The organism is Oscillospiraceae bacterium CM, assembly GCA_022870705.1.
Taxonomy (GTDB): domain Bacteria; phylum Bacillota; class Clostridia; order Oscillospirales; family Oscillospiraceae; genus Sporobacter.
Genome location: CP072107.1, coordinates 1,329,425 through 1,354,561, shown reverse-complemented (window position 1 = coordinate 1,354,561; position 25,137 = coordinate 1,329,425). Strand labels below are relative to the sequence as shown.

The 25,137-nt window shown below is 54.7% G+C and carries 24 protein-coding genes and 1 riboswitch; of the genes, 22 read left to right on the top strand and 2 right to left on the bottom strand.

Annotated elements, in window-relative coordinates; genetic code table 11:
* Window positions 1-8: 8 nt before the first annotated feature.
* From IZU99_06760 to IZU99_06750, 3 genes are read left to right on the top strand one after another with little or no spacing between them, the layout of a single operon-like run.
* Window positions 9-614 carry a dephospho-CoA kinase gene (locus IZU99_06760; protein UOO36972.1) on the top strand — a complete coding sequence of 202 codons (606 nt, stop codon included), beginning with the start codon at window positions 9-11 and terminating at the stop codon, window positions 612-614.
* Window positions 607-1,989 (top strand): aminopeptidase, encoded by a 1,383-nt coding sequence (locus IZU99_06755; GenBank protein ID UOO36971.1) that lies wholly within the window; start codon window positions 607-609, stop codon window positions 1,987-1,989. Before IZU99_06760 ends, IZU99_06755 begins: the two co-directional genes overlap by 8 nt.
* Window positions 1,979-3,397, top strand: a complete 1,419-nt coding sequence (locus IZU99_06750; GenBank protein ID UOO36970.1) for a Sapep family Mn(2+)-dependent dipeptidase — start codon at window positions 1,979-1,981, stop codon at window positions 3,395-3,397. The genes IZU99_06755 and IZU99_06750 overlap by 11 nt, the downstream gene beginning before the upstream one ends.
* A gap of 378 nt (window positions 3,398-3,775) precedes the next feature.
* Here IZU99_06750 and IZU99_06745 read toward each other — a convergent pair whose 3' ends face one another.
* Complete coding sequence (locus IZU99_06745) at window positions 3,776-4,525, bottom strand: NAD(P)-binding domain-containing protein (GenBank protein ID UOO36969.1); 750 nt, start codon at window positions 4,523-4,525, stop codon at window positions 3,776-3,778.
* A gap of 68 nt (window positions 4,526-4,593) precedes the next feature.
* Window positions 4,594-4,782, bottom strand: a complete 189-nt coding sequence (locus IZU99_06740) for a 50S ribosomal protein L28 (GenBank protein UOO36968.1) — start codon at window positions 4,780-4,782, stop codon at window positions 4,594-4,596.
* Window positions 4,783-5,061: 279 nt separating this feature from the next.
* Here IZU99_06740 and hprK point away from each other — a divergent pair, with 279 nt between their 5' ends.
* The 19 genes from hprK (at window position 5,062) to IZU99_06645 (ending at window position 25,097) form a co-directional block, all read left to right on the top strand.
* Window positions 5,062-6,000: an HPr(Ser) kinase/phosphatase gene (hprK, locus tag IZU99_06735; GenBank protein UOO36967.1), complete on the top strand. Its 939-nt coding sequence runs from the start codon at window positions 5,062-5,064 to the stop codon at window positions 5,998-6,000.
* A gap of 40 nt (window positions 6,001-6,040) precedes the next feature.
* Complete coding sequence (gene murB, locus IZU99_06730) at window positions 6,041-6,964, top strand: UDP-N-acetylmuramate dehydrogenase (protein ID UOO36966.1); 924 nt, start codon at window positions 6,041-6,043, stop codon at window positions 6,962-6,964.
* 21 nt (window positions 6,965-6,985) lie between these two features.
* A complete protein-coding gene (gene rapZ, locus IZU99_06725) occupies window positions 6,986-7,846 on the top strand; it encodes an RNase adapter RapZ (protein ID UOO36965.1) in 861 nt (286 codons plus the stop codon).
* Window positions 7,847-7,898: 52 nt separating this feature from the next.
* On the top strand, window positions 7,899-8,921 hold the full coding sequence (locus tag IZU99_06720; GenBank protein ID UOO36964.1) for a YvcK family protein: 1,023 nt from the start codon (window positions 7,899-7,901) through the stop codon (window positions 8,919-8,921).
* Window positions 8,922-8,962: 41 nt separating this feature from the next.
* The gene (gene whiA / locus IZU99_06715) at window positions 8,963-9,865 is read left to right on the top strand and encodes a DNA-binding protein WhiA (protein UOO36963.1); all 903 of its coding nucleotides are present in this window, start codon (window positions 8,963-8,965) and stop codon (window positions 9,863-9,865) included.
* 43 nt (window positions 9,866-9,908) lie between these two features.
* A riboswitch (TPP riboswitch) is annotated at window positions 9,909-10,004 on the top strand.
* Between the two features lie 52 nt (window positions 10,005-10,056).
* On the top strand, window positions 10,057-11,367 hold the full coding sequence (gene thiC / locus IZU99_06710) for a phosphomethylpyrimidine synthase ThiC (protein ID UOO36962.1): 1,311 nt from the start codon (window positions 10,057-10,059) through the stop codon (window positions 11,365-11,367).
* Between the two features lie 149 nt (window positions 11,368-11,516).
* Entirely contained in the window at window positions 11,517-11,834 is a 318-nt protein-coding gene (locus IZU99_06705) for a hypothetical protein (GenBank protein UOO36961.1), read from the top strand.
* A gap of 206 nt (window positions 11,835-12,040) precedes the next feature.
* The gene (gene uvrC / locus IZU99_06700) at window positions 12,041-13,885 is read left to right on the top strand and encodes an excinuclease ABC subunit UvrC (GenBank protein UOO36960.1); all 1,845 of its coding nucleotides are present in this window, start codon (window positions 12,041-12,043) and stop codon (window positions 13,883-13,885) included.
* A gap of 4 nt (window positions 13,886-13,889) precedes the next feature.
* Window positions 13,890-14,465, top strand: a complete 576-nt coding sequence (gene rsmD / locus IZU99_06695) for a 16S rRNA (guanine(966)-N(2))-methyltransferase RsmD (GenBank protein ID UOO36959.1) — start codon at window positions 13,890-13,892, stop codon at window positions 14,463-14,465.
* A gap of 107 nt (window positions 14,466-14,572) precedes the next feature.
* A complete protein-coding gene (gene coaD, locus IZU99_06690; GenBank protein UOO36958.1) occupies window positions 14,573-15,058 on the top strand; it encodes a pantetheine-phosphate adenylyltransferase in 486 nt (161 codons plus the stop codon).
* Window positions 15,059-15,064: 6 nt separating this feature from the next.
* Complete coding sequence (locus IZU99_06685) at window positions 15,065-15,592, top strand: hypothetical protein (protein ID UOO36957.1); 528 nt, start codon at window positions 15,065-15,067, stop codon at window positions 15,590-15,592.
* A 306-nt stretch (window positions 15,593-15,898) separates the two neighbouring features.
* Complete coding sequence (gene mraZ, locus IZU99_06680) at window positions 15,899-16,315, top strand: division/cell wall cluster transcriptional repressor MraZ (GenBank protein UOO36956.1); 417 nt, start codon at window positions 15,899-15,901, stop codon at window positions 16,313-16,315.
* Window positions 16,315-17,241, top strand: a complete 927-nt coding sequence (gene rsmH, locus IZU99_06675; protein UOO36955.1) for a 16S rRNA (cytosine(1402)-N(4))-methyltransferase RsmH — start codon at window positions 16,315-16,317, stop codon at window positions 17,239-17,241. Before mraZ ends, rsmH begins: the two co-directional genes overlap by 1 nt.
* 14 nt (window positions 17,242-17,255) lie before the next feature.
* On the top strand, window positions 17,256-17,846 hold the full coding sequence (locus IZU99_06670) for a cell division protein FtsL (GenBank protein UOO36954.1): 591 nt from the start codon (window positions 17,256-17,258) through the stop codon (window positions 17,844-17,846).
* Window positions 17,847-17,916: 70 nt separating this feature from the next.
* A complete protein-coding gene (locus IZU99_06665; GenBank protein ID UOO36953.1) occupies window positions 17,917-20,223 on the top strand; it encodes a PASTA domain-containing protein in 2,307 nt (768 codons plus the stop codon).
* Between the two features lie 26 nt (window positions 20,224-20,249).
* Entirely contained in the window at window positions 20,250-21,695 is a 1,446-nt protein-coding gene (locus tag IZU99_06660; protein UOO36952.1) for a UDP-N-acetylmuramoyl-L-alanyl-D-glutamate--2,6-diaminopimelate ligase, read from the top strand.
* 26 nt (window positions 21,696-21,721) lie between these two features.
* The gene (locus tag IZU99_06655) at window positions 21,722-22,723 is read left to right on the top strand and encodes a phospho-N-acetylmuramoyl-pentapeptide-transferase (protein UOO36951.1); all 1,002 of its coding nucleotides are present in this window, start codon (window positions 21,722-21,724) and stop codon (window positions 22,721-22,723) included.
* Between the two features lie 28 nt (window positions 22,724-22,751).
* The gene (gene ftsW / locus IZU99_06650) at window positions 22,752-23,945 is read left to right on the top strand and encodes a putative lipid II flippase FtsW (GenBank protein UOO38777.1); all 1,194 of its coding nucleotides are present in this window, start codon (window positions 22,752-22,754) and stop codon (window positions 23,943-23,945) included.
* A 33-nt stretch (window positions 23,946-23,978) separates the two neighbouring features.
* On the top strand, window positions 23,979-25,097 hold the full coding sequence (locus IZU99_06645) for a UDP-N-acetylglucosamine--N-acetylmuramyl-(pentapeptide) pyrophosphoryl-undecaprenol N-acetylglucosamine transferase (GenBank protein UOO36950.1): 1,119 nt from the start codon (window positions 23,979-23,981) through the stop codon (window positions 25,095-25,097).
* Window positions 25,098-25,137: the final 40 nt, after the last annotated feature.

The following is a 25,137-nucleotide window of genomic DNA, read 5'->3' as shown; positions in this document are numbered from 1 at the left end:
GAGGGAACATGACGATAATAGGCATAACAGGCCCGTCAGGCGTCGGCAAGACGTCGGCGCTCCGCGCCCTCGCGTCGCTCGGTGCCGAGGTGGTTGACTGTGACGCCGTGTACCACGAGCTGTTGCAATCAGACGGGGCGCTTTTACAAAAGCTTGGCAAGCGGTTTGACGGCGTCGTGCAAAGCGGCTGCCTGAACCGGCGCGCGCTCGGCCAGATCGTTTTCAACGACCCCGCAGCGCTGTGTGATTTAAATGATATCGCGCATGCTTTTGTCAAAGACGAGGTCTCGCGCCGCCTGATTCAATGGGAAAAAGCCGGTGCATCCCTCACCGCCATTGACGCCGTTGCGCTCATCGAAAGCGGCATGGCGCCACTGTGTACAATCGTCGTCGGCATCACAGCCCCGGTGGAGGCCCGTATTAAACGCATCATGGCGCGCGACGGAATAACGGAGGCAGAAGCGCTCCTGCGCATCCGCGCGCAAAAGCCGGACAGCTTTTATAAAAAGCATTGCGATTACTTGCTGGACAGTAACGGCGACACCGTTGAAGACTTTGAAAATACATGCCGGGCATTTTTCTCCCGGCTATTAGGAGGGGCCGACCATGCCTGATAAAGACGATCTGCTGATGACAAAGAAGAATTCGTTTGACGTGCTGGACGACGCGGAAAAAGCACGCGCCGAAGCCTACTGCGCCGGTTATAAAGCATTTCTTGATACGGCGAAAACAGAGCGCGAAGCCGTCAATACGGCCATCACATTGGCGCAGGAGCATGGCTTTGTGCCGTACACGCGCGCGATGGCGCTCACACCCGGCCTGAAAATTTACCACAACGTGCGCGGGAAGGCGCTTTTGCTCGCCGTCATCGGCACCGAGCCGCTTGATAACGGCGTCATGATCGCCGGGGCACACGTCGACGCGCCGCGCCTTGACCTCAAGCAGATCCCGCTGTATGAGGATGGGGAGCTCGCGTATTTCAAAACACACTACTACGGTGGCATCAAAAAATATCAGTGGGTCACGCTGCCGCTTGCTCTGCACGGCGTAGCCGTTTGCAAAGACGGCACAACTGTCGAGGTGATAATCGGCGAGAAGGACGACGATCCCATCTTCACCATCACAGACCTTCTGCCGCATCTCGACAAGGATCAAGCGAAGAAAACACTGGCCGAGGCATTTACCGGCGAGAACCTCAATATATTAATCGGGAGCCGCCCGACGGGCGGGGAGAAGGATACAGACCGCTTTAAGCTTGCCGTTTTGCAACTGCTTAACACACAGTACGGCCTCGTCGAGGAGGATTTTCTCTCGGCTGAGTTTGAGGCCGTCCCGGCAGCCCGCGCGCGTGACGTCGGCTTTGACCGCTCGATGATCGGCGCCTACGGGCAGGACGACCGCTCCTGCGCCTATGCCGCACTTCGGGCGATCCTCGATATCGAAACGCCTGTGAAAACTGCCGTCTGCATCCTCGCGGACAAAGAAGAAATCGGTTCCGAGGGCGTCTCCGGCATGCAGTCGGCCGTCTTTGAAAACTTCATGGCGGATTTGTGCGACAGCCAAAATGTCAAGCTCCGCCATTGCTTTGAAAAGTCCTTCTGCCTGTCGGCAGACGTCTGCAACGCCTTTGACCCGAACTTTGCCGACGTGTCGGAAAAGCGCAACGCGGCGAAAGTTAATTACGGCCTGGGGATTTTGAAATTTACCGGCGCGCGCGGCAAATCCGGCTCGTCGGACGCGTCGGCAGAGGTCGTCGCAAGGCTGCGTCGCCTCTTTGCCGATAACGGCGTTTTGTGGCAGATGGGCGAGCTTGGCAAGGTCGATCAGGGCGGCGGCGGTACGATCGCGAAATACATGGCTAACCGCAATATTGACACGATTGATGCGGGCGTGCCAGTTCTCTCCATGCATTCTCCGTATGAAATCACGTCGAAGCTTGATTGTTATATGTCGTATAAGGGGATCAAAACGCTCTATCATGAAAAATAACACACAGCGACAGGAAATTGACGCGTGGTTTGAAAAAGAAGCCCCGCGCCTTGTAGAAGACGTTAAAAAGCTCATTGCCATCAAAAGTGTCCGTGGGGAGCCGGTGCCCGGTATGCCCTACGGGGAAGGTCCCGCCGCCGCCTTAAACGCGGCGGCGGCCCTCTTGTCGTCGTATGGCTTCACAGTACATAACTTTGAAAACCGCGTCATCACGGCGGATTTAAACGACCGTGAGCCTGCCCTTGGGATTCTGGCGCATCTCGATGTCGTCGCGGCCGGGGAAGGCTGGACGACGGACCCTTTCACACCGTCGGTGCAGGACGGCAAGATTTTCGGTCGCGGCGCCGCCGACGACAAAGGCCCTGCCGTCGCCGCCCTGTTCGCCCTGCGCGCCGCGCGCGATTTAGCCCCTCCGCTCGCAAAAGGCTGCCGCCTTATACTCGGTTCGGCCGAGGAGACGGGCCATGACGATCTCGCCCATTACAGGCGGCAGTACAAACTGCCGCCGAATGTCTTCACGCCGGATGCTTCGTATCCCATTGTCAACACGGAAAAAGGCCGCCTCATTCTATCGTTTTCGGACTCATGGGATCGGGACGAAAACCTTCCGCGCGTCGTTTCCCTCACCGGCGGCACAACGCCGAACATCGTCCCGCATAAGGCTGAGGCCGTCGTCTTTGGCCTGCCGCTTGAAACCGTCACGGCGCTTTGCGCCGACATATCAATCCGGACAGGCGCGCCAATAACCGCCGAAGAACTACCTGACGGCGTCTGCATCACAGTACACGGCAAAGCCGCTCACGCCATGGCCCCTGAAGAAGGCACAAATGCCCAGACGGCGCTTGTATGGCTACTCTCGGCGCTACCGCTGCCGGACAGCCTGAGCTTCACTTCTATCAAGGCTTTAAACCGCCTGTTTCCGCACGGCGATACGCGCGGAGTGTCCCTTGGTATCGCTGCGTCAGATGCGCTGTCCGGCCCCTTAACGCTCAATTTCGGCTGCCTCGCGCTCGATGAAACCGGCTTTTGCGCCAATTTTGATTGCCGCATGCCGGAAGAAGCGTCCGGTGGCGCGGCAGAAAACGGCGCACGCCGCGCGCTCGAAAAAGCCGGTTTTGCGGTGACAGACGCGGTTCGGACGGCGTATCACCACACCCCGTCAGACGGCGCGTTTGTCAAAACGCTTTTGAGGATTTATGAGGATTACACGGGGAATAAGGGCGCGTGCCTTGCTTTTGGCGGCAGCACATATGTCCATGACGTTGACGGCGGCGTCGCCTTCGGATGCGCGTTTCCCGGCGTTGACAACCGTCTCCACGCCCACGACGAATTCATCGACATCGTCGATTTAATTCAGAGCGCCAAAATGTTCACGCAGGCAATTTTAGACCTCTGTAAGGCACCGTAGGGGCGGATTCCATATACGCCCGACCGTAGGGCACGGCAATAACCGCATCCCGTAGGGACGGCCAATGGCCGTCCGCCTCCGCCGTAGGGGGCGATGCCCACATCGCCCCGTTGGCCTTCACCATCTCGCGTCCCCGTAGGGGCGGATTCCATATCCGCCCGCCCGTAGGGCACGGCAATACCGCATCCCGTAGGGACGGCCATTGGCCGTCCGCCTCCGCCGTAGGGGGCGATGCCCACATCGCCCCGTTAGCCTTCGTCCTCTGGCGTCCCCACCGTTTTCCGTAGAGGCAGACATTGTGTCTGCCCAAAAAAACCTGCCCCCAAACAAAAACAGCGCGGACAACTGTCCGCGCTGCGTCGCATCAATGCAGTATATTCATTTCATCCGGTCGTAAGCTTTTTTAACGGCGTCGGCGACGATGGTGTATACGCCGCAGGCGTCCATATGTAAAACGCCCTGCTCCGTTGCGCCGCCCTTTGTGGCAACGGCCTTAACCGTTCCCTTATAGTCCCCGCGGTCGATGGCGTTTTTAAACGTCTGCGCGGCGATTTTTTCACACGTCTCCGGTAAAAACCCCATCGTTTCTCCGGCGGCGGCAAACGCGTCTATCAGATAAGCCGCAAAGCCCAGCCCGCAGGAGGAAAAGGCCATCACCTTTTCGATGTCCTCCGGTGCTGCCTCAAAGGCGTAGCCGAGCTTGTGAAAAATGGCGGCAACGTGGTCGGGTGCCTTCGTGTACGCAACGACGCCGTCGCACGCGGCAATCGCAAGGGAGGGCATCCCGCGCACGAGGTCGACAGGCCCGATGAGCCCGAAAATTGTCTCAAACTGCACGCCCGCCATAAAGCTGACGACCGTTTTGCCCGCGAGCAAAGTCCGGTCAATTGTCGGGGCAAGCTTCTCAAAAACATAGCTTTTCACAACGAGGAAAATAACATCCGAGCACCCGATGGCGTCGTTAACGTCCGCCGTCACTGCAAGGCCATATTGCCCGGACGCCCGCGCGCGCACCTCATCCGACGCGTCGCAGACGCAGATGTCCCGGCCCGAAGCGGTGCCGGACTTTATAAGACCCTCAGCCAGCGAATGACCGAGATTGCCGAATCCGATAATGGCGATTTTCATGCTGGACCTCCCAATACTGTCCTGAAAAAATCATGCTCACAGCGGCTGCTGTGAGCATGCGGGTTTATTTACACTGCACGCGTAACCTTGCCGCTGCGGAGGCATCGGGTACAAACGTAAACATGACGCGGGGTTCCGTTAACAACTGCCGACACTCTTTTGACGTTCGGTTTCCAGGTTCTGTTCGAGCGTCTGTGCGAGTGGCTCACACGGATTCCGAAGGAAACGCCCTTGTCACAAAATTCACACTTAGCCATTCTAAGCACCTCCTTGCGTGCCATTTGGAATTTGTAAACAGCGGTTATTATACTAACAGACAATGCAAAAAAATGCAAGTATTTATTCAAAGGAAATCACAAAATCCGCGCGAAATACGCGCGCTAGGCGCTCAATGTTGGAGAATAAGCGCATTTCGGCGTGACGCAGCCGCGGCACAAGGGCAGAAAATCCTTGCAAATAAGGGCGGAGTTGTATACAATTTAATGGAATTTAAGCGATCAAGAAATGGCCGGGATATTCCCGCGCCGGAGGGTCTCATGGAACGGGAATACAGCATCAATCTTAAAACGCTGGCCGACGAACTGAAGCTCACGGTTGTCAGTCCGTCGTCGGACTATGACCAGGTCAAGGTTACAACGGGGGATGTTCACCGCCCCGGCCTGCAGCTGGCCGGTTTTTACGACTATTTTGACCCGACCCGCATTCAGCTTGTCGGCCGGATGGAAACGGCTTTTCTCACCAAATTTCCGGATGACGAGCGGCGCGATAAGGTCGATTTCTTTCTGTCAAAAAAAATGCCGGCGCTCATCATCTGCCACGACGCGGAAATCCTGCCGGAGTTTATTGAAGCCGCCGCCAAATACGACGTCACGCTCCTCTCAACAAGCCTGAATACGTCCGGCGTTTTATCAGAGCTGATCTGGCTGATTAAAAAAGCGCTCGCCCCGCGCGTCACGCGCCACGGCGTTCTCGTTGAGGTCTATGGGCTGGGGATTTTACTCATGGGCGAAAGCGGCGTCGGCAAAAGCGAAGCGGCCATCGAGCTGTTAAAGCGCGGCCACCGTCTCATTGCCGACAACGCCGTCGAAATCAAAGCGGTTGACCATAATCAGCTTCAGGGCACGGCGCCGGAGCTCATCCGCCACTATGTGGAGCTGCGTGGTATCGGCGTTATCGACGTGCGCCAGATTTTCGGCGTCGGTGCCGTTAAAGAGCGGCAGAATATCCACCTTGTCGTCAATCTGGAGCCGTGGCGTGAGGGCATGCTGTACGACCGCCTTGGCATCAGCGAACAGACAATGTCCATACTGGGTGTCGACGTCCCGTCGGTGACGATTCCCGTCAAGCCGGGCCGTAACCTCGCCATCATTTTGGAAGTGGCGGCCATGAACCAGCGCCAGAAGTTCATGGGGTATAACGCGGCGCAGGAATTCACGCGCCAGATCAATAAGCATTTTGACGAGAAGCTTTCTTAAACGCGCTTTTGTGCGTCATCCGAACAGATAGGGGCTTTGTATGAATCTGACTTCCGACGCCGTCGCGTTGGCGCTCAAAAGGCTCCCGGGTCTTGCGTGCCGCCGCCTTGAACCGATGAAAAACCACACGTCGTTTAAAATCGGCGGCCGCGTCGCCGCCATGTTCTTTCCGAAAACAACAGCGGAGCTGACGGCGCTCGTTACCCTTTTAAAAGACTGCGGGGCGGAGACGCTCGTCATCGGCAACGGGACGAACCTGCTCGTTGATGACGGTGACATGGATCTTGTCGTTATCAAAACAACCGGCCTTGCCGCCATAGAGCAGATGGGGGAGACGGTCATAACGGCCGCTTGCGGCGTGCTGCTGTCCTCCTTAGCCGTCTTTGCCGAGGCGCGCGGCCTGTCAGGCCTTGAATTTGCCCATGGCATCCCGGGGACGTTGGGCGGCGCTGTCTCTATGAACGCCGGTGCATACGGCGGCGAGATGAAAGACGTCGTCACGGAAACCACCGCCCTGTCACCGGACGGGGCCGTCATCACGGTATCCGGCTCGGCGCAGGACTTTTCCTACCGGCGCAGCCGATTTTCCGACACGGGTGATGTGATCTTATCGTCAACGCTGGCGCTCCAACGCGGCGACGCTGGGGAAATCCGGGTGTGCATGGAGGAATTGGCCAGGAAACGCCGTCAAAGCCAACCCCTCACGAGTCCCAGCGCGGGCAGCACCTTTAAGCGGCCGCAAACCGGTTACGCTGCCGCGCTCATCGATGAGGCCGGGCTCAAGGGCTACGCCGTCGGCGGCGCGATGGTCTCGGAAAAGCATGCAGGGTTTGTTGTGAACCGCGGCGGGGCAACGTTTGAGGACGTGCTCGCCGTCATGTCGCACGTGCAGGAAACAGTTCAAAAACGTTTTGGCATCGCGTTGGAGCCGGAGGTCAAGATTATCCGGCGGCCGGGCCGGTAAACAGAAAGATAAAGGTGAACGATGGAAATTCTCATTATTTCTGGGCTCTCCGGCGGCGGGAAAAGCCGCGTTGCCGCCGTTTTGGAGGATATGGATTTTTACTGTGTGGACAATATGCCCGTCGCCCTCATGCCGAAATTTGCCGAGCTGTGTCTGGCAACGCGCGGCCGGTATGAGCGCGTGGCGCTTGTCACAGACGTGCGCGCCATCGAGAATTTAAACGAGCTGTTTGTCGCTCTGGAGGAAATGGGCCAGATGGGCTGTGGCCACCGCATCCTGTTTGTCGAGGCCAGTCTTTACACGATCGTCAAACGGTATAAAGAGACACGCCGCCGCCATCCGCTTGACCCCGACGGCTGCGACCTTGAAAAAGCCGTCCGCCGGGAAATCGAGATCATGACCCCCGTCCGCAATGAGGCCGATATTATCATTGATACGACCGATTTGACGCTCGGGCGTCTGCAGCGCCGCCTGTTTTCAATTTTCAACAAGAATAGCGCGGATAAGCCTTTAAATGTCAGTCTCGTCTCCTTCGGCTACAAATACGGCATCCCGATTGAATCCGACCTCGTTTTTGACGTCCGTTTTCTACCCAACCCGTTTTATATTGAAGCCCTGCGCAGCCTGACGGGGCTCGACACGCCGGTGCGGGACTATATTTTTGATTTTGAGCAGACGCAAATTTTCTTTGACAAGCTCACAGACCTTCTGGAGTTTCTCCTCCCGGCCTATATTGACGAGGGGCGGCGCAACCTTGTTGTTTGCATCGGCTGTACGGGCGGGCGGCACCGCTCCGTCGCGCTCACGCAGGCGCTCTGCGCCAGACTCGGCGAGAAGGGCTACCCGGTTGACGCCACCCATCGTGACATGGACAGGTCGTAACCTCGGATTCATATAATAAGATGTGAATTTGCTTGGAAACGGGGAAGACATCATGGAATCGATTTTTGAGCGTAGCCTCAAGGCGCCTTCAATCGCCTGCCTCGGTGGCGGCACGGGCCTGTCCACCATGCTGCGGGGTCTCAAGCGCTATACATCAGATATAACGGCCATCGTCACGGTAACGGACGACGGCGGTGGCTCCGGTGTCCTGCGGGACGAATTGGGTATGCCGCCGCCCGGCGATATCCGCAGCTGTATTTTGGCGCTGTCGAATATCGAGCCGACGATGGAAAAGCTCATGGCCTATCGTTTTGAAAGCGGTTCTCTGGAGGGGCAGAGCTTCGGCAATCTCCTTCTGGCCGCGATGAATGGGATATCCTCCTCGTTTGACAGGGCGGTTGCGCGCATGGGCGAGGTACTCGCCATCACGGGCCGTGTCCTGCCGGTGACGAATGAGGACGTGCGCCTGTTCGCCGAGCTTGAAGACGGCAGCGTCGTCTTTGGGGAATCAAAAATATTTGAAGCCAAGCGGGCGCGGAACTGCCGAATCAGGCGCGTGCAGATCGTCCCGTCACCTGTTTCCGCCCTGCCGGAGAGTATCCGGGCGATTGAGGAGGCTGACCTCATCATTCTCGGCCCCGGCAGCCTCTACACGAGCGTCATTCCGAATCTACTCGTCGGCGGTATCGCCAAAGCTATTGAAAAATCGCACGCACAGAAGCTTTACATCGCCAATATCATGACGCAGCCCGGCGAGACGGAGGGGTATACGGTCTCCGATCATATTAAAGAGCTCTTTCGCCATGCCTCTGGCGGCCTGTTTGATATGTGCCTCGTCAACAGTGCCCCGGCCGATCCGGTGCTTTTAGCGCGGTATGAGTCGGAAGGCGCGCTGCCGATAACGGCTGATCTTGAAGAGATAGAGCGCCTTGGCGTCATGGTATACTCAGCGCCGCTCGTTGCGCGCCGCGGCGCGCTCGCCCGGCATGACCCGGACCTGCTGGCACACGAAATCATGAAAATATACAGGGCGAAAGCCCCAACGCGCCTCTATGATGGGCGCAAGGTCTTATAATATGATGGGCGCAAGGTCTTATAAGAGGGAAGGAGGCCGTCATGTCGTTTTCCAATGATACGAAGGCGGAGCTCTGCCGGGATCCTATTGGCCGGAAATGCTGCGCCCTGTCGGAGTGTTACGGCCTTTTGTTATACTGCAACACGTTCACTGCCCGGGAGATTCGCCTGATTACCGAAAGCAGGGAACTAGCACAGCGCCTGCCGAAGCTCTTCCGCCGCGCGTTCGGCTTGTCGTTTGATTTGACGCCGCAGGAGCAGTCCGGCAAGCTCCCGTTCGTGATCCATGACCCCGACAAGCTCCGGCTGATTTTTGAAGCGTACGGCTTTACGGGCAGCACGATGCTGGCGCATCATATCAATCTCGGTGTGCTGGAAAGCGACTGCTGCCGCCCCAGCTTTCTGCGTGGCGCATTTCTCGCGGGCGGCTCGGTGACGGACCCCGCCAAACGTTATCACCTCGAATTGGTGACGGATCATTTTAACGTCAGCCGCGAGACGTTTGCCCTTCTCCTCGAAATGGGTTTTGAGCCAAAGGAGGCCTCCCGGAACGGGACGTTTATCACCTATTTTAAGCAGAGCGCCGCCATCGAGGATTTTTTAACGACGATCGGCGCGCCCGTCTCCGCCATGGCGCTCATGTCGCAAAAGATTGAGAAGGACATGCGCAACAGCGTTAACAGGCGCGTCAACTGTGATACGGCAAACGTCTCCAAAACGGTCGACGCGGCGCTGTCGCAGATCGAGGCGATTGAAAGTCTTGTTGGGTCGTCCGGGCTTGACAGTCTGCCGGACAAGCTGCGTGAAACAGCCGAACTGCGGCTTGAGAACCCCGAGGCGAGCCTTGTGGAGCTGGCAGCGCTCTCATCGCTCACAAAATCCTGCCTGAACCACCGCCTGCGCAAGCTTGTGGCACTTGCCGGAGAATCAACTGAAAAACATTAAAACGTTGACTTATTCTTATCAAAACGATAAAATAAAGCAAATTTAATATTTACAGGGGGACTGAAAAGTTGAGAAGGTAAAACCTGACCCTTAGAACCTGTCGGTTAATACCGTTGTAGGGAGTAACATTGTTAAAAATAAAAATGCTTACCTATTCAGGTAAGCATTTTTTAATTGGAGGATCAGCTGAAGTGAATTATAAAACACAAATGGATGCCGCGAAAAAAGGATATTTCACAAAAGAAATGTCCGTTGTCGCAAAAAAGGAAAACATCGAAGAAGAAAAGCTCAGGGGACTTGTTGCCTGCGGCAGGGTTGTCATTCCCGCCAATATCCGTCATAAATCGCTGAGCGCCGAGGGCATCGGTGATGGACTCAGGACGAAAATCAATGTCAACCTTGGCGTTTCAGGCGACTGCGCGGATTACGCAAAGGAAATTGAGAAGGTAAAACTGGCCATGAGTTTTGGGGCGGAAGCGATCATGGATTTAAGCAATTACGGCAAGACGAATCGTTTCCGCAGGGAGCTGATCGCCTGCTCTGCCGCAATGGTCGGAACCGTTCCGATTTACGATGCGATCGGTTATCTGGAGAAAGATTTAAAGGAAATGACAGCCTCGGATTTTTTAAAAATTGTTGAAGCGCATGCTGCCGAGGGCGTTGATTTTATGACGATCCATGCGGGCGTCAATAGGCGGGCGCTCGAATGCTTCAAACGGGATCGGCGGCGGCTGAACATCGTCTCCAGAGGCGGCTCGCTCCTGTTCGCGTGGATGGAAATGACCGGTAGCGAGAACCCGTATTATGAACATTACGACGAAGTTTTAGATATTCTTCGCGAATATGACGTGACAATCAGCCTGGGGGACGCTTTAAGACCTGGATGTATTGACGACAGCACCGATGCCGGCCAGATCAGTGAACTCATTGAACTCGGCAGCCTGACGAAACGTGCCTGGGAAAAGGACGTGCAGGTTCTCGTTGAGGGGCCCGGACATATGGCGCTCAATGAAATTGCTGCAAACATGGCCGTTCAGAAGAGACTGTGCCACGGGGCACCCTTTTACGTGCTTGGCCCGATCGTAACAGACATTGCGCCGGGGTACGACCATATCACCTCGGCTATTGGCGGCGCGGTCGCGGCGGCAAACGGCGCGAATTTCCTGTGTTATGTGACGCCTGCGGAGCATCTGCGTCTGCCGGATTTATCGGACGTCAAAGAAGGTATTGTCGCGGCAAAAATCGCGGCCCACGCCGCCGATATCGCCAACGGTCTGCCCGGCGCCAGAGATGCTGATAACAGAATGAGCGACGCCCGTCGCCGTCTGGACTGGGACGAGATGTTCGCCGTCGCCATCGATCAAGAGAAAGCAAAGCGCTATTTCGAAGCATTGCCGCCCGCTGAAAAGCATTCCTGCTCGATGTGCGGTAAAATGTGTGCGATCAGAACCACAAACAGTATTTTGGAGGGCAAAGACGTCATATTTGAGTCCATCATATAAAACGCGACCGGATAGTACCACGCGCCCGCCGTTTTCGAATGGGCGATGCCCACATCGCCCATCAGCCTCGACTAAAAATTTTTATTGAAAAATGACATATTATGTACTAATATGTAAAAAATGGTCTAATTCGTCAGGGGGCTGCCGCTGTGATAAAAAATGTTAAAATATATCGATATCTTGAAAGGATCGCCTTGATCCAGCGGCAATACATATCACAAGAGGAGCAGGAGCGGTTTTCTGCCTTAAGAGACGAGGACTTGCCGGAGGGTGTCCTGACGGATACAACGCCATACGGCGAGAAGGTTTATTACAGATACCCGCTCATGACGGAGCAGGAGATAAATACATGGCTCGCCATCTACAACGCGGAAAATATCCGGACAATTAAAAATTCCGCCGTCTTTTTATCGGGCTTAATGGCTATGACACTCTTTATCGTTATTGTATCGGGATCCGCACATTAAAAAATCCCACACCCGTCTAAATAAGCTATGGGGCGGGGTTCCGTACCCGCCCGTTCCGCGTAACGCACAGAAACGCTTCCGTCAGGGCAGACAAGTGTCTGCCCTCTTTTTTGCCGCCGCCTATCCAGCCCCCTTTACACCTTGCCCTCTTATATGCCATAATGTCCTAAATACAGTGGTGATGACAGCCCGCGAGGTGACGACTTGTGACATTTGAAGAACTGCGCGCCAAAGCGCTCGGTTTGCCTTTAAAACCGGGCGTTTACATCATGATGGACAAAATGGGGAACGTTATTTACGTCGGCAAGGCAAAGCTCTTAAAAAACAGGGTCAGCAGCTATTTTCACGGCGGGCACGCGCCGAAAACAGAAGCAATGATCGCAAAAATCTTTGATTTTGACGTTATCATTGCCGCGTCGGAATTTGAAGCCCTGCTTCTGGAAAATTCCCTCATCAAGCACCATATGCCGAAGTACAATATCCTCCTGCGTGACGACAAGGGCTATCCCTTTATCCGTGTGGACGTTAAGAGTGCCTATCCGGCTTTTTCGATCGTCTCGAAGCCGGAGTCGGACGGGGCGAAATACTTCGGCCCCTATGGCAGCCGGGGGACGACGAAAAGCGCCATCGACGCCGTCAAAAAAGCGCTCCTTATGCCGACGTGCGGAAAAAAGTTCCCGCGTGATATCGGGCGAGAGCGCCCGTGCCTCAATTACCATATGGGGGCTTGCCGCGGCTATTGCCAGAAAGACGTTACAAACGCCGAATACAAAGAGGCGGTAGATGCCGCGCTGACGATCTTTGAAGGAAAAACGTCGGAGCTGACGCGCCGCCTGACTGATGAGATGGCTTCGGCCGCTGAAAACCTGCGGTTTGAGCTGGCCGCCGAAAAACGTGACCGCCTGCGCGCCGTCACCCGTCTGGAAACAAAGCAGCTCGTCGTCGCCGGGTCGTTTGCTGATACAGACGTCGTCGGCTATGAGCGAGGCGCTGCGAAAACGTGCTTTGTCGTCCTGCATTATATCGGCGGGACGCTCTTGGACAAGGATTTCGAGCTTTTTGACAGCCCGTTTGAAGAGGACGGGGAGGCTATGTCTGCCTTCCTGCGCCAATATTATCTCACGCGCGGCACCGTGCCGAAATCGGTTTGCCTGCCGTTTGAAATGGAGGACGCGGCGCTTTTAGAGCGGCTGTTTTCGGAAAGCGCGCAGTATCGTGTTTATCTGACCGTTCCGCAGCGCGGCGACAAGCTCCGGCTTGTTGAAACAGCCAATTTAAATGCCAAGGAAGAGGCCGAGCGCGCCTCGACGTATGAGGAAAAAACGTCCAAAACGCTCGAATGGCTTCAGAAAGCACTCCGAATGGACGTTTTACCCGAGCGCATCGAGGCGTATGATATTTCCAACACCGGCTCGAGCGACATTGTCGCGGCCATGACGGTTTTTGTCCGGGGCAAGCCGCTCAAACGCGATTATCGGAAATTTAAAATTAAAACACTGACCGGGCAGGACGATTACGGCAGCATGGCGGAGGTCGTCTCCCGCCGAATTGCCCGGTATATAAGCGACGACGAGAAGTTTTCAAACCTTTCGGACCTGCTTTTAATCGACGGTGGGGCCGCCCATGCCAAAGCGGCGCGGGATGTTTTGGTTTCGGCGGGCGTCCGCGTTCCGATTTTCGGCATGGTTAAAGATGATCGGCACAGAACGCGCGCGCTCGTCTCGCCGGATGGGGAGGAGATTGGCATCAGTACCAATCCCGCCGTCTTTGCGCTCATTGGCACCATCCAGGAGGAGACGCACCGCTTTGCCATTGAATTTCACCGAAGCCGGCGCTCGAAAAACAGCACGCGTTCGGCGCTGGACGACATTGACGGCATCGGCGAAAAACGGCGCGCCGCGCTTTTAAAGAGCTTCGGGAGTCTCAAAGCCATTAAAGCGGCGGATCTCGCGGCGCTTTCGGCCGTCGTGCCGAAGGACGCGGCGAAAAAAGTGTTTAACCATTTCCGCCGGGATGTAAGCACCCCGGAAATTAAAGAAAACGGAGAATAATATCATGAGAATCATCAGCGGCAGTGCCCGCGGCAGGCGGCTCAAAGAGCCAATGGGCCAGGAGATCCGGCCGACAACCGATATGGTCAAAGAGTCGGTCTTTAACATTATTCAGTTTGATATTGAGGGCCGCCGCGTACTGGATCTTTTTGCGGGGACGGGCCAGCTCGGTATCGAGGCTTTAAGCCGCGGCGCCCAAAGCGCCGTCTTTGTCGACCAGTCGAATGATGCCCTTGCGCTCGTGCGGGAGAACCTCAAAAACGCGGGTTTTATGGACAAAGCGACGGTTTTGAAGGGGGATGCGCTGGCCTTTCTCCACCATGCCGGGCCGTTCGACTTGATCTTCATTGATCCGCCATACGGTGTGGGGCTCGTCGGAAAAGCACTTGACATAATATTTAAAATTGACATATTGAAAGAAAATGGTATAATAATCTGCGAAACAAAAGCCGATCAAACCTTGCCGGAAGCGCCCCCGCCTTATGAAAAAGGCCGGGAATACCGCTACGGCCGTATCAAGATATCGCTCTACGGCAAGCGCGCGGCTGGCAATCTGCCCGGCGCGCAGCCCTTTGAATAACCGGCGTGCCGCTCGCTTTATAACGGCAGCCGCAGAACAAGGCAGATGAAGGCGCCAGTCACCCCGGTGTTGTCGCGATTGCGTTTTGCGGGGTATGGAGAATTAAGATGTTAACAGCCGTCTATCCCGGCAGCTTTGATCCTATCACGCTAGGGCATTTGAATATTATCAAGCGTGCCGCCGCCTTATTTGACAAGGTGTATGTCTGTGTCATGAAAAATTCGGAAAAGGACCCTCTTTTCACGCGGGAAGAGCGCGTTGAGCTGATTGAACGAACCGTTACCCGTTTTCCCAATGTCGCGGTTGAAACGTCGGACGGGCTGCTCGTCCAGTATGCGCGCGACAGGGGGGCGAGTGTTATTGTCAAGGGCCTCCGGGCCGTCTCGGATTTTGACTGGGAATTTCAGATGGCGCTGGCCAACAGAAAGATCGACCCGAAGATTGATACGCTTTTTCTGGCCTCCAGTGAGAAGTATACGTTTTTAAGCTCGACGGTCGTCAAGGAGCTTGCAAAATATGGCGCCGACCTGCGGGACTTTGTTCCCCGGGAAATCCTTGATGATGTCGTCGATAAAATCAACTGCAAGAGGTGATGGACAGTGGGCAGCAGAGTGCAGGAATTGCTGGAAATGCTATATGCGATGATCAACGAAGCCTGGGGTATCCCGCTTGGGGCTGAAAAGTGCGTCATTGAACGGGACAAGGCTCTCGATCTGATAGATGAAATCAAAGCGCAGTTTCCAAACGAGTTGGCCGAGGCCAGACGCCTCGTGGAAGCGCGCACCGAATTTATCACAAACGCCAAGCGCGAAGCTGACATGGTCCGCAAGTCGGCGGAGGAGCGCGCCCGTCAGCTCGTTGAGGAGCAAGAGGTTGTCCGCGCCGCCAAGGCCAAAAGCGGGGAGCTCATCACAGCGGCAGAGAGCTCGGCGGCTGAACTCAAGCGCGCCGCCAACGACTATGTGGATGACGCGATGCGCCGCACGGAAGAGGCTTTAGCAACAGCCCTGGAGGAAATGCGCCAGACGCGCGGCCGCTTCCGCAGCGCCGCCGGTACGTCGTCTCGCCCGGCCCGACAAGGCCGCGAGTTTGACACAGGTCGTATCGATATCGACATGGATAACTGAATCAATCAGTGATGACCCCGGTGCCTAAAGCACCGGGGTTTTTATGCCTCAAAGTTCCCCGGGAAATTTCCCGGGGAACTTTTTTGCGCGCGGCGGTCAGGCGGTAAGCTGCCGACAGCGTTCAACATAGGAAGAACATTTTTGACACAAAATTCAAAAACGGCGGAAAAAGTTCGAAAAACGTAGATTTTTTTTAAAATAACCTCTTGCAATTTGATTTTGGCCTCGTTATAATAAGCATAAAAGTGGGGCGTAGTGGAGCAAAGTGTATCAAAATCCCACAATCGTCGGAAAGGTGGGGAAACGATGACCGGCATTTATGCGCACAGTCTGGATGCAAAAGGGCGTCTTTTTATCCCTGCCAAAATCCGTGAAGAACTCGGCGAGGTTTTCTTTGTGACGCTCTCGATGGAAAAGTGCCTGACGGCGTATTCCTCGGAGAGCTGGGACAAATTTATGGATAAAATCAAGGCCATGCCGAAGGTCAAACAAATAAAAATGCGCCCGCTTTTTGCGCACGCGGCAAAATGCGAGCTGGATGGGCAGGGGCGTATTCTGCTGCCGACCAATTTAAGAGACTTTGCCGGCCTTGTCAAAGATGTCACTGTCGTCGGCAGCGGCGAGTCGGCCGAATTTTGGGATAGCGAAGCCTGGGCGAAGGTTGACGCCGTCGAGACGACGCCGGAGAACATTGCCGACGTGTTTATGGAGCTTGACTTCTGATGGCGCATACGCCGGTGCTCCTAGAAGCCTGCATCAACGGGCTGCATATCAAACCGGGCGGGACATATGTCGACGCAACGCTCGGCCGGGCGGGTCACGCCCAGGAGATCGCCAAGCGGCTTGAAAGCGGCCGCCTCATCGGCATCGACCGGGACGAAGCAGCCATCAGCGCCGCGGGTGAAACGCTTAAAGCGTTCGCCGGGAAGGTCACACTCGTTCGGGGAGACTTTCGAAACATCGGTGCGATTCTGGACACGCTGGGTCTCACAACGGTTGATGGGATGCTCTTTGACCTCGGCGTCTCATCACCGCAGCTTGACGAAGCGGCGAGGGGCTTTTCGTACAGGACAGACGCGCCGCTCGATATGCGGATGGACAAGAGCGCGGCTTTGACAGCTTTTGATATCGTCAACACCTGGCCGGAAAACGATTTAAAGCGCATTCTTTACGCGTACGGCGAAGAGCGACACGCCCCGCGCATCGCGGCCGCTATCATAAAACGCCGCGCCGTATCGCCGGTAAACACAACGCTGGAGCTGTCAGACATTATTCGCGCGGCGATGCCCGCGGCGGCACTCCGCGAGAAGCAGCATCCGGCCAAACGCACCTTTCAGGCCATCCGCATTGCTGTCAATGATGAACTGGGTGCGATTGAGGAAATGCTGAGCACCGCACCGGACAGGCTGGCATCTAACGGCAGGCTGTGCATTATCAGCTTTCATTCGCTGGAAGACAGGCTTGTAAAAAACGCCATCGCGCGGCGCGAAAGAGGCTGTACATGCCCGCCTGATTTCCCGGTCTGCGTCTGCGGCTTTGTGCCGACGCTCCGAACCGTCACAAAAAAACCGATTACGCCGGATGCGGCTGAATTAGAGCAAAACCCACGTTCGAGAAGCGCCAAGCTCCGCATTGCGGAGCGCGTCTAGAAAGGAAGACAACAATGGCAACGCAGGCAGCGACAATGAGATATGCCTCTCGCGCGGCTGTTCAGGGCAGTAGCGCCTACGATTTAAGCCGGACGCGCCGCCCGGAAGCGAATAACGTCAGGCCAAAAAAACCGGCGCCTGAGCTTGAAAGGCCGGAAAGTGCGCCGAGAAGGCGGGAGCATGCACAAAAAGCGCCGTCGGTCGCTACGCGGACGCATGCGAAAAAGCAGAAAGCCTACGGTATCTCCGCTTTTGCTGTCGTTGGCTTTGCCGTTGCGGCCGTCTTAATGGTGTTTGTGCTCTTGGCGCACGTTAAATACGACGAGGTGACGAACGAAACGGTGCAGCTCCAGTCGCAGCTGAACGATTTGAACGAGCAGGAGAGAAAACTGGAAATTGCGTATGGAAATGCGTTTGACGTCAACACGGTAGAGCAATACGCCACACACGAGCTTGGCATGTCCAAGCCGGCGCAAAGTCAGGTCGGCACCGTCTCGGTGACGGCACAGGATAAAGCCGTTGTCGTCAGCGCCCCGAGCGACACCGGCGGCAATCGCGAAAGCATGCTCACATTTCTCCTGTCTCTTGTTGCATATTTTAAATAAATACCGTAATATATTTGATTGCTGAGCTAAAAAACGGCGCGGACAAAAAACTCCGGTTGAGGAGAAAATCATGGCGGATTCATCAAAAGGCAGAGCAAAACGGCATAAAGGCGCCTTGCAGCGGCCGAATAAAACAATTCTCAGCCGCACACTTCTACTCATGGCAGTGTGCGGTGTTGCTGCGTTTGTGGTCCTTGCTGTTAAGCTGTATCAGGTCCAGATTATTCAGCATGACGAATATGAGCGGCGTGCTGTGGAGCAGCAGACACGCGAATCAAAGGTCACGGCGGCGCGCGGGACGATTTATGATACCAACGGCAAAGTGCTGGCGATGAGCGCCTCCGTCGAGACAGTTTTTATAAGTCCATACGAAATGAAGCTCTACAATGAAAATCAGGAGCTGATTGCCGACAATCTTTCGTCTATTTTAGACGTTGACAAAAATGAGATCCTCAATAAAATGAAGGATACGTCTTCGTGGTATAAGACGGTGAAGACGAAAATTGAAGCAGACCTTGCCGATAAGGTGCGCCAGTTTATTAAGACGAACAACATTAAAAGCGTCCATCTGGAAACGGATACAAAGCGCTATTACCCCAACAGCAGCCTGGCTAGCCATATCCTCGGGTTCGTCGGCAGCGATAATATCGGCCTTGAGGGGCTTGAGGCCAAATACAATAAGTATCTGCAGGGAACGGACGGTCGCGTCGTACGTCTGAAAAACGCCCGCGGCACCGATATGCTTTTAAACGACTTTGAAAACTATTACGACGCCAAAAACGGCGACAACATCACCCTTACGATTGATGCGACGATACAGTATTACGTTGAAAAGCATCTGGCGCAGGCCATCGAGGATTACGATGTTCAAAACGGCGCGGCCTGTATTGTGATGCGACCCGCGACAGGTGAAATTCTCGCGCTGTCGAGCTACGGCAACTATGATCCGAATAATTATATGGCCCTCAGCACCGAGGTACAGACAGATCTGTCGAAAATAACGGATGAGGCGGAATATAAGGAAAAGCTGAAAGAGGCGCTTTTAGCGCAGTGGCGTGACAAACCGATTGCCGACACTTATGAGCCGGGATCTGTTTTTAAGATTATTACATGCGCTATGGCGCTGGAAGAAAACGTCGTCAGCCTGGACGATACGTTTTACTGCGGCGGCTCCATCAATGTATTGGGGCGCTCAGGTCCGCTCAAGTGCTGGAAAACAATCGGCCATGGCTCACAGACGCTCGTTGAGGCTATGCAGCATTCCTGTAATGTTGCGCTCGTCAGCATTGGGCTCGAAATCGGAGCCGACACATTTTATAAGTATATTGACGCGTTCGGTTTCTTTGACAAGACAGGTATTGACCTGCCCGGTGAAAGCGGCAGCATCTGGTGGCCTTCCAAAACGTTCGAAGACCCGAATAATCTCTCTCAGCTCGCCGCTGCCTCGTTCGGTCAGACGTTTAAAATCACACCGATTCAGCTGGTATCCGCCGTCTCCGCTGTCGTCAACGGCGGCGATCTGATGAAGCCCTATATTGTCAAGCAGATTACCGACCAGAGCGGCAACGTCGTGGAGGCGAACGAGCCGACAACCGTTCGGCAGGTCATCAGTGAACAGACGTCAAAAACCATGCGGGACATTTTGGAAGCCGTCGTCTCCGGTGAGGAGGGTACCGGCAAAAACGCGGAAGTTCCCGGCTACAAAATCGGCGGCAAGACGGGTACCTCGGAAAAGGTCGCCGAGGATGCGAAGAGCGACGGGCCAAAGCAATATATCGTCTCCTTCTGCGGCGTCGCGCCGACGGATGATCCACAGGTTGTCATTTTGCTGCTTTTGGATAATCCAAATCCGAATACGGGTATTTACGTCAGCGGTGGCGTGATGGCGGCGCCTGTCGTCGGCCAGATACTCTCCGACGTGCTGCCATATCTCGGCATTAAGCCGGTCTACACCGACGAGGAGCAAAAAGAGCTTGATATCATCGTGCCGAAAGCAAATGACAAATCGGTTGAAGAGGCGACGAAGATGATGGAAAACCTCGGTCTCACCGTGAAGGTCGTCGGCAGCGGCGCAACCGTAACCGACCAATTGCCGATGGCAAATGCCGCCGTGGCACCGGGCAGCCAGATCATTCTTTACGCAGGCGCGCAGAAACCGACTAACACCGTCACCGTCCCAGACCTGCATGAAATGAGTTTCGCGGAAGCGAAAAGGGCCCTTTCGGCCGTTGGGTTATATATTAAATCGGGCGGTGTGCTCTCAACATCACCGAACGCCCTCGTGTCGATGCAGTCCATTTCGAAAAATGAGCAGGTGACGGTTGGTTCCGTTGTTGAGGTTACCCTCGTTGATAAAAGCATACTTGGACATTATTGATACAGCGTGCAGATTGGAGGCCATTTGTGAAACTTCGCGATTTACTTGAAGGGATAGCGGTCGTGGCGCAGACGGCCGACATGGCGCTTGACATTACCGGCATCAGCTACGATTCGAGAACGACGCGGCCCGGTGAAGCTTTTGTCGCCGTCGAAGGCTTTGAAAGCGACGGCCATCGGTATATCGCGGCTGCGGTTGAAAAGGGCGCGGCGGTTGTTATCTGCCAGCGACTGCCGGAGACGGATGACGTCCCCTACGTTTTGCTTGACGATACGCGCCGGGGCCTGGCGGCCGTTTCCGCCAACTGGTTTCACAAACCGGCCGAACGCCTGAAAATCATCGGTGTCACCGGCACAAACGGCAAGACGACGACAACGCACCTCATTAAAGCCATGATCGAGCACTGCACCGGCGACGAGGTCGGCCTCATCGGAACAAATCATAACATGATCGGCCAGACTGTCTTGGAGACAAGCCATACAACGCCGGAATCATATGAGCTCCAAAAGCTTTTTGCGGAGATGGCGGACGCCGGATGTACATGGGTTGTCATGGAGGTCTCGTCTCACGCGCTGATGCTTGAAAGAGTTTACAGCGTAATATTTGACGTGGCCGTCTTTACAAACCTCACACAGGATCACCTCGATTTTCACCGGACGATGGACGCATACGCCGAGGCGAAAGCACGCCTTTTTAAGCAGGCGACAAGAGGCGTTGTCAACGCCGACGACGATTATGCCGGTATGATTACAACGGCGTCATCGTGCCCCGTCTTAACCTACTCGGCGAAAAACGACACGTCAGATCTTGCGGCGAAACGCATCCGCCTGTATGCCGACCGCGTGGAGTTTTGTGCTTTGACATTGGAGGGGCTTCAGAAGATCGAGCTGCATATTCCGGCTGCTTTCTCTGTGTATAACGCCCTGGCAGCCATTGGAACCGGCTTGCAGCTCGGTTTTTCTATGGAAAAGATCGCAGCGGCGCTTTCCAGTTGCCCCGGTGTGAAGGGGCGCGTCGAAGTTGTCCCAACGGGGCGGGATTTTACTGTTATTATTGACTACGCTCACACGCCTGATGCTTTGGAAAAAGTGATTGCCACGTTCAAGGCGCTTAAGACGGGGCGCGTCGTCACGCTGTTTGGCTGCGGCGGTGACAGGGACAAGACAAAAAGACCCCTGATGGGAGAAATCGCATCGCGCTTGTCCGACTTTGTCATCGTCACGTCCGACAATCCGAGGACAGAGAAGCCGGGGGAGATCATTAAAGATATTCTCAAAGGCATGAAACGGACAAAAACGCCGTATATTGTCATTGAAAACAGGAAAGAGGCGATTGGCTGGGCGCTTCGTAACGCACAGCCCGGCGATATCCTGCTACTGGCCGGAAAAGGACACGAGACGTATCAGATTATCGGCAGGGAAAAGTCGCATTTTGACGAGAGAGAAATCGTCAGAGAATTTTTAGCCGAGTGATTTTACCGAATTGAGAGGACGCCTACATGCTGTTGAGACTTCTTGCCGCATTTTTCATATCATTGGCCGTGACGGCGATTGCGGGGCTTATTCTTGTCCCATACCTGCGCCGGAAGAAGGCCGGGCAGTCGATTCGGGAAGACGGCCCGGTCTGGCACCGCTGCAAGCAGGGAACGCCGACAATGGGCGGCATCATGTTCATTATCGGCATCACGGCGGCTTGCTTCACGGTGGGTCTTAGTGACCTGAAAAACGGCCAGTTAGGACATATTTACATCCTTCTCTTCGCACTGATATTTGCCGTTATCGGCTTTTTGGATGATTACGAAAAATTGATCAAAAAGCGCAATCTCGGCCTCACAGCATTGCAGAAATTTTTGCTCCAACTCGCCGCCGCCATCGTTTTTGTTCTGCTCATGCGCCTGACAGGGCATTTAACACCGAATCTGTATATCCCTTTTTGGAATGTGTCATGGCCGATCCCGGAGCCGCTTTATCTCGCGCTGTCGGCTTTTATTATTGTGGCAACCGTTAATGCCGTGAACATTACAGACGGGGTTGACGGTCTCGTGTCGGGCGTTTCGGTGCCCGTTGCCGTTTGTTTTGCCGCGGTGGCTGTTATCTGGAATCTGTCATACGCCGGGGTGTTTGCCGCGGCTTTGTGCGGCGGCCTTTTAGGCTTTTTGCTTTTCAATTTTCATCCGGCGCGTGTTTTCATGGGGGACACCGGCTCGCTTTTTCTTGGCGGCGCCGTCTGCGCGCTGGCGTTTGCGCTTGATATGCCGCTCATTCTTGTGCCGCTCGGCATTGTTTATCTCGTTGAAACACTGTCGGATTTAATTCAAATTGCTTATTTTAAGCTGACAAAGGGTAAGCGTGTTTTCAAAATGGCACCGCTGCATCATCATTTTGAAATGACCGGCTGGAGCGAATACAAGCTCTTCTTTGTGTTCACGAGTGTGTCGGCTTTTTTTGCAATTATTTCTTTCCTATCGGTCGCCGCGCGCTACGGCGTCTGGCCGCAATAAGATTTAACCGGATTTTGGAGGTCGGATGATGACGACGCGTGGAACAAAACAGGATCGGGCACCGTCTCAAAAATATGACGATGGGGAAAGACTCGCAAACCCTCAAGGCGGTGAAACACGTTTAAAGCGCGGGAGCTTTGATCTGCCGTTTTTTGTTCTGACACTCGTCATTTTGACAATCGGCGTTGTCATGGTTCTGTCGGCCAGCTTTGCCAGTGCTTACTATACGTCCGGCAATCCGACAAAATATTTTGCCAGACAGCTCTTTTTTGCCGTCACCGGCGTAGCGATTATGATTTTTGTTTCAAAAATAAAGGTGGCAACGTTCCGAAAGTACGCCTTTGTCCTGTTTGTTATCGCCGTTGTGCTGTTGGCTGCCGTACCGATTATCGGCACAAAAGAAAACGGCGCGAAAAGATGGATTGACTTGGGGTTTACCACCTTTCAGCCCTCGGAAGTTTTAAAGCTGGCGGAAGTATTGCTTTTTGCCGTGATGATTTGCGTGTATAAAGAAAAAATGAAAACGCTGAAATATGGTGTTCTCCCGTTTGCCGGCGTCGTCGCCCTCGTTGTAGGGTTGCTCTTTTTGGAACCGCATTTATCGGCCTCCGTCATTATCGTTTTATTGGCGGCGATTATGATGTTCGCCGGCGGGACAAAGGCGCGGTGGTTCGTTTTGGCGGCGATCGTTGTAGCAGCCGTTGCGCTTATTACCGTAACGCAGTTTTCATACGCCTCAGAACGTATTACAGCCTGGCTCCACCCGGAGGCAGACCCGGGCGATGCGGGCTATCAAGTACTTCAGTCGCTCTATGCCATCGGTTCCGGCGGTTTGTTTGGGCTTGGGCTTGGGCAGGGTCGGCAAAAGTATTTGTATCTCCCGGAGGAGCATAACGACTATATTTTTGCAGTCATCTGCGAAGAACTCGGTTATATCGGCGCGATAATCATCCTCCTCCTGTTTGCACTCCTGATCGTCCGCGGATTCTGGTTGGCGCTCCATGCGAAAGATCGCTTTGGGTCGCTTGTCATAACGGGTTTGACGAGCCTTTTGGCCATACAGGTCTTTTTAAATGTTGCCGTCGTGACTAATTTGTTGCCGAGCACCGGTATTTCGCTGCCGTTTTTCAGTTACGGCGGTACGGCACTTTGGTTGCAGCTTGTGGAAATGGGTATGATCTTGTCTATTTCACGCGATATACCCATCCTGCGCGCGGGCTGACACGGCGCTTACTATAATCTGAAGGAGAGAAGAATGAAGGTTCTGCTGACTTGCGGGGGAACGGCCGGGCACATTAATCCTGCGCTGGCAATCGCCGATGAACTGAAAAAAATCTGCCCCGACTGCGAAATCCTGTTCGTCGGCTCCGGCAGACGCCTGGAGAACAGACTGATCCCGATGGCCGGGTACGATTTGGACAACATCAAGATCAGTGGTTTCGAACGAAGCCTTTCGCCGCGTAAATTACTGTTTAACGCCAAGGCGCTGTTGAATTTGATCGGTGCTTTTGGCCAGACAAGAGAAATATTCAGACACTTTCAGCCGGATGTCGCTATTGGAACAGGTGGCTACGTCTGTTATCCCGTCTTGAAAACGGCCGCTAAAAAAGGGATACCAACACTGATCCATGAGTCAAACGCCGTGCCCGGTCTCACAACGAGGCTTTTAGCCTCAAAGGTGGACAAGGTTCTTGTCGCGTTCGCGGATGTCGCAGATTTGTATCCGCACCCTGAGAGAGTTCTTTTTACCGGTACACCGGTCCGCGGCGATTTCGCGAGCCAGCGAAAAAATGAGGCGCGTCTGCGCCTCGGCATCGACGGCAGGCCGCTCGTCGTCTCTTTCTGGGGGTCGCTTGGGGCCGAGAAAATGAACGGCGATATCGTCGATTTCGTATCGTACAACATCGAAAGCCGTTTGTTTAATCACATCCATGCAACGGGCGGCAGCGCAGCCGTCACACAGGATGTTAAAAGAAAAATACGAGAGAAAATGACGGGCGACCTACCGCGCTGGATTGATATCCGAACGTATATCGATAATATGCCAACCGTGATGGCGGCGGCCGACCTTGTTGTCTGCCGCGGCGGCGCGTCAACACTTGCCGAGCTGACACTGATGGGTAAGCCCGCCGTTATTGTTCCCTCGCCGAACGTGACGAACAACCATCAGGAGAAAAATGCCGCACAGCTGTCAAAGGCGGGCGGCGCCGTTGTCCTTCACGAGCGCGATTGCAGCGGCGAAAAGTTATATCAAACGGTAAAAAGGCTTGTTTCAAATAGGCAGCAGCTTGCAGAAATGGCCGTCTCCATGAAGAAAGCCGGCGTTCCTGATTCGGCCAAAAAGATTGTTGAACGCATCATTTCCATGTCCTGATTAACGAAAGACAGCCCCCGGACATAGGATACGGCGTAGA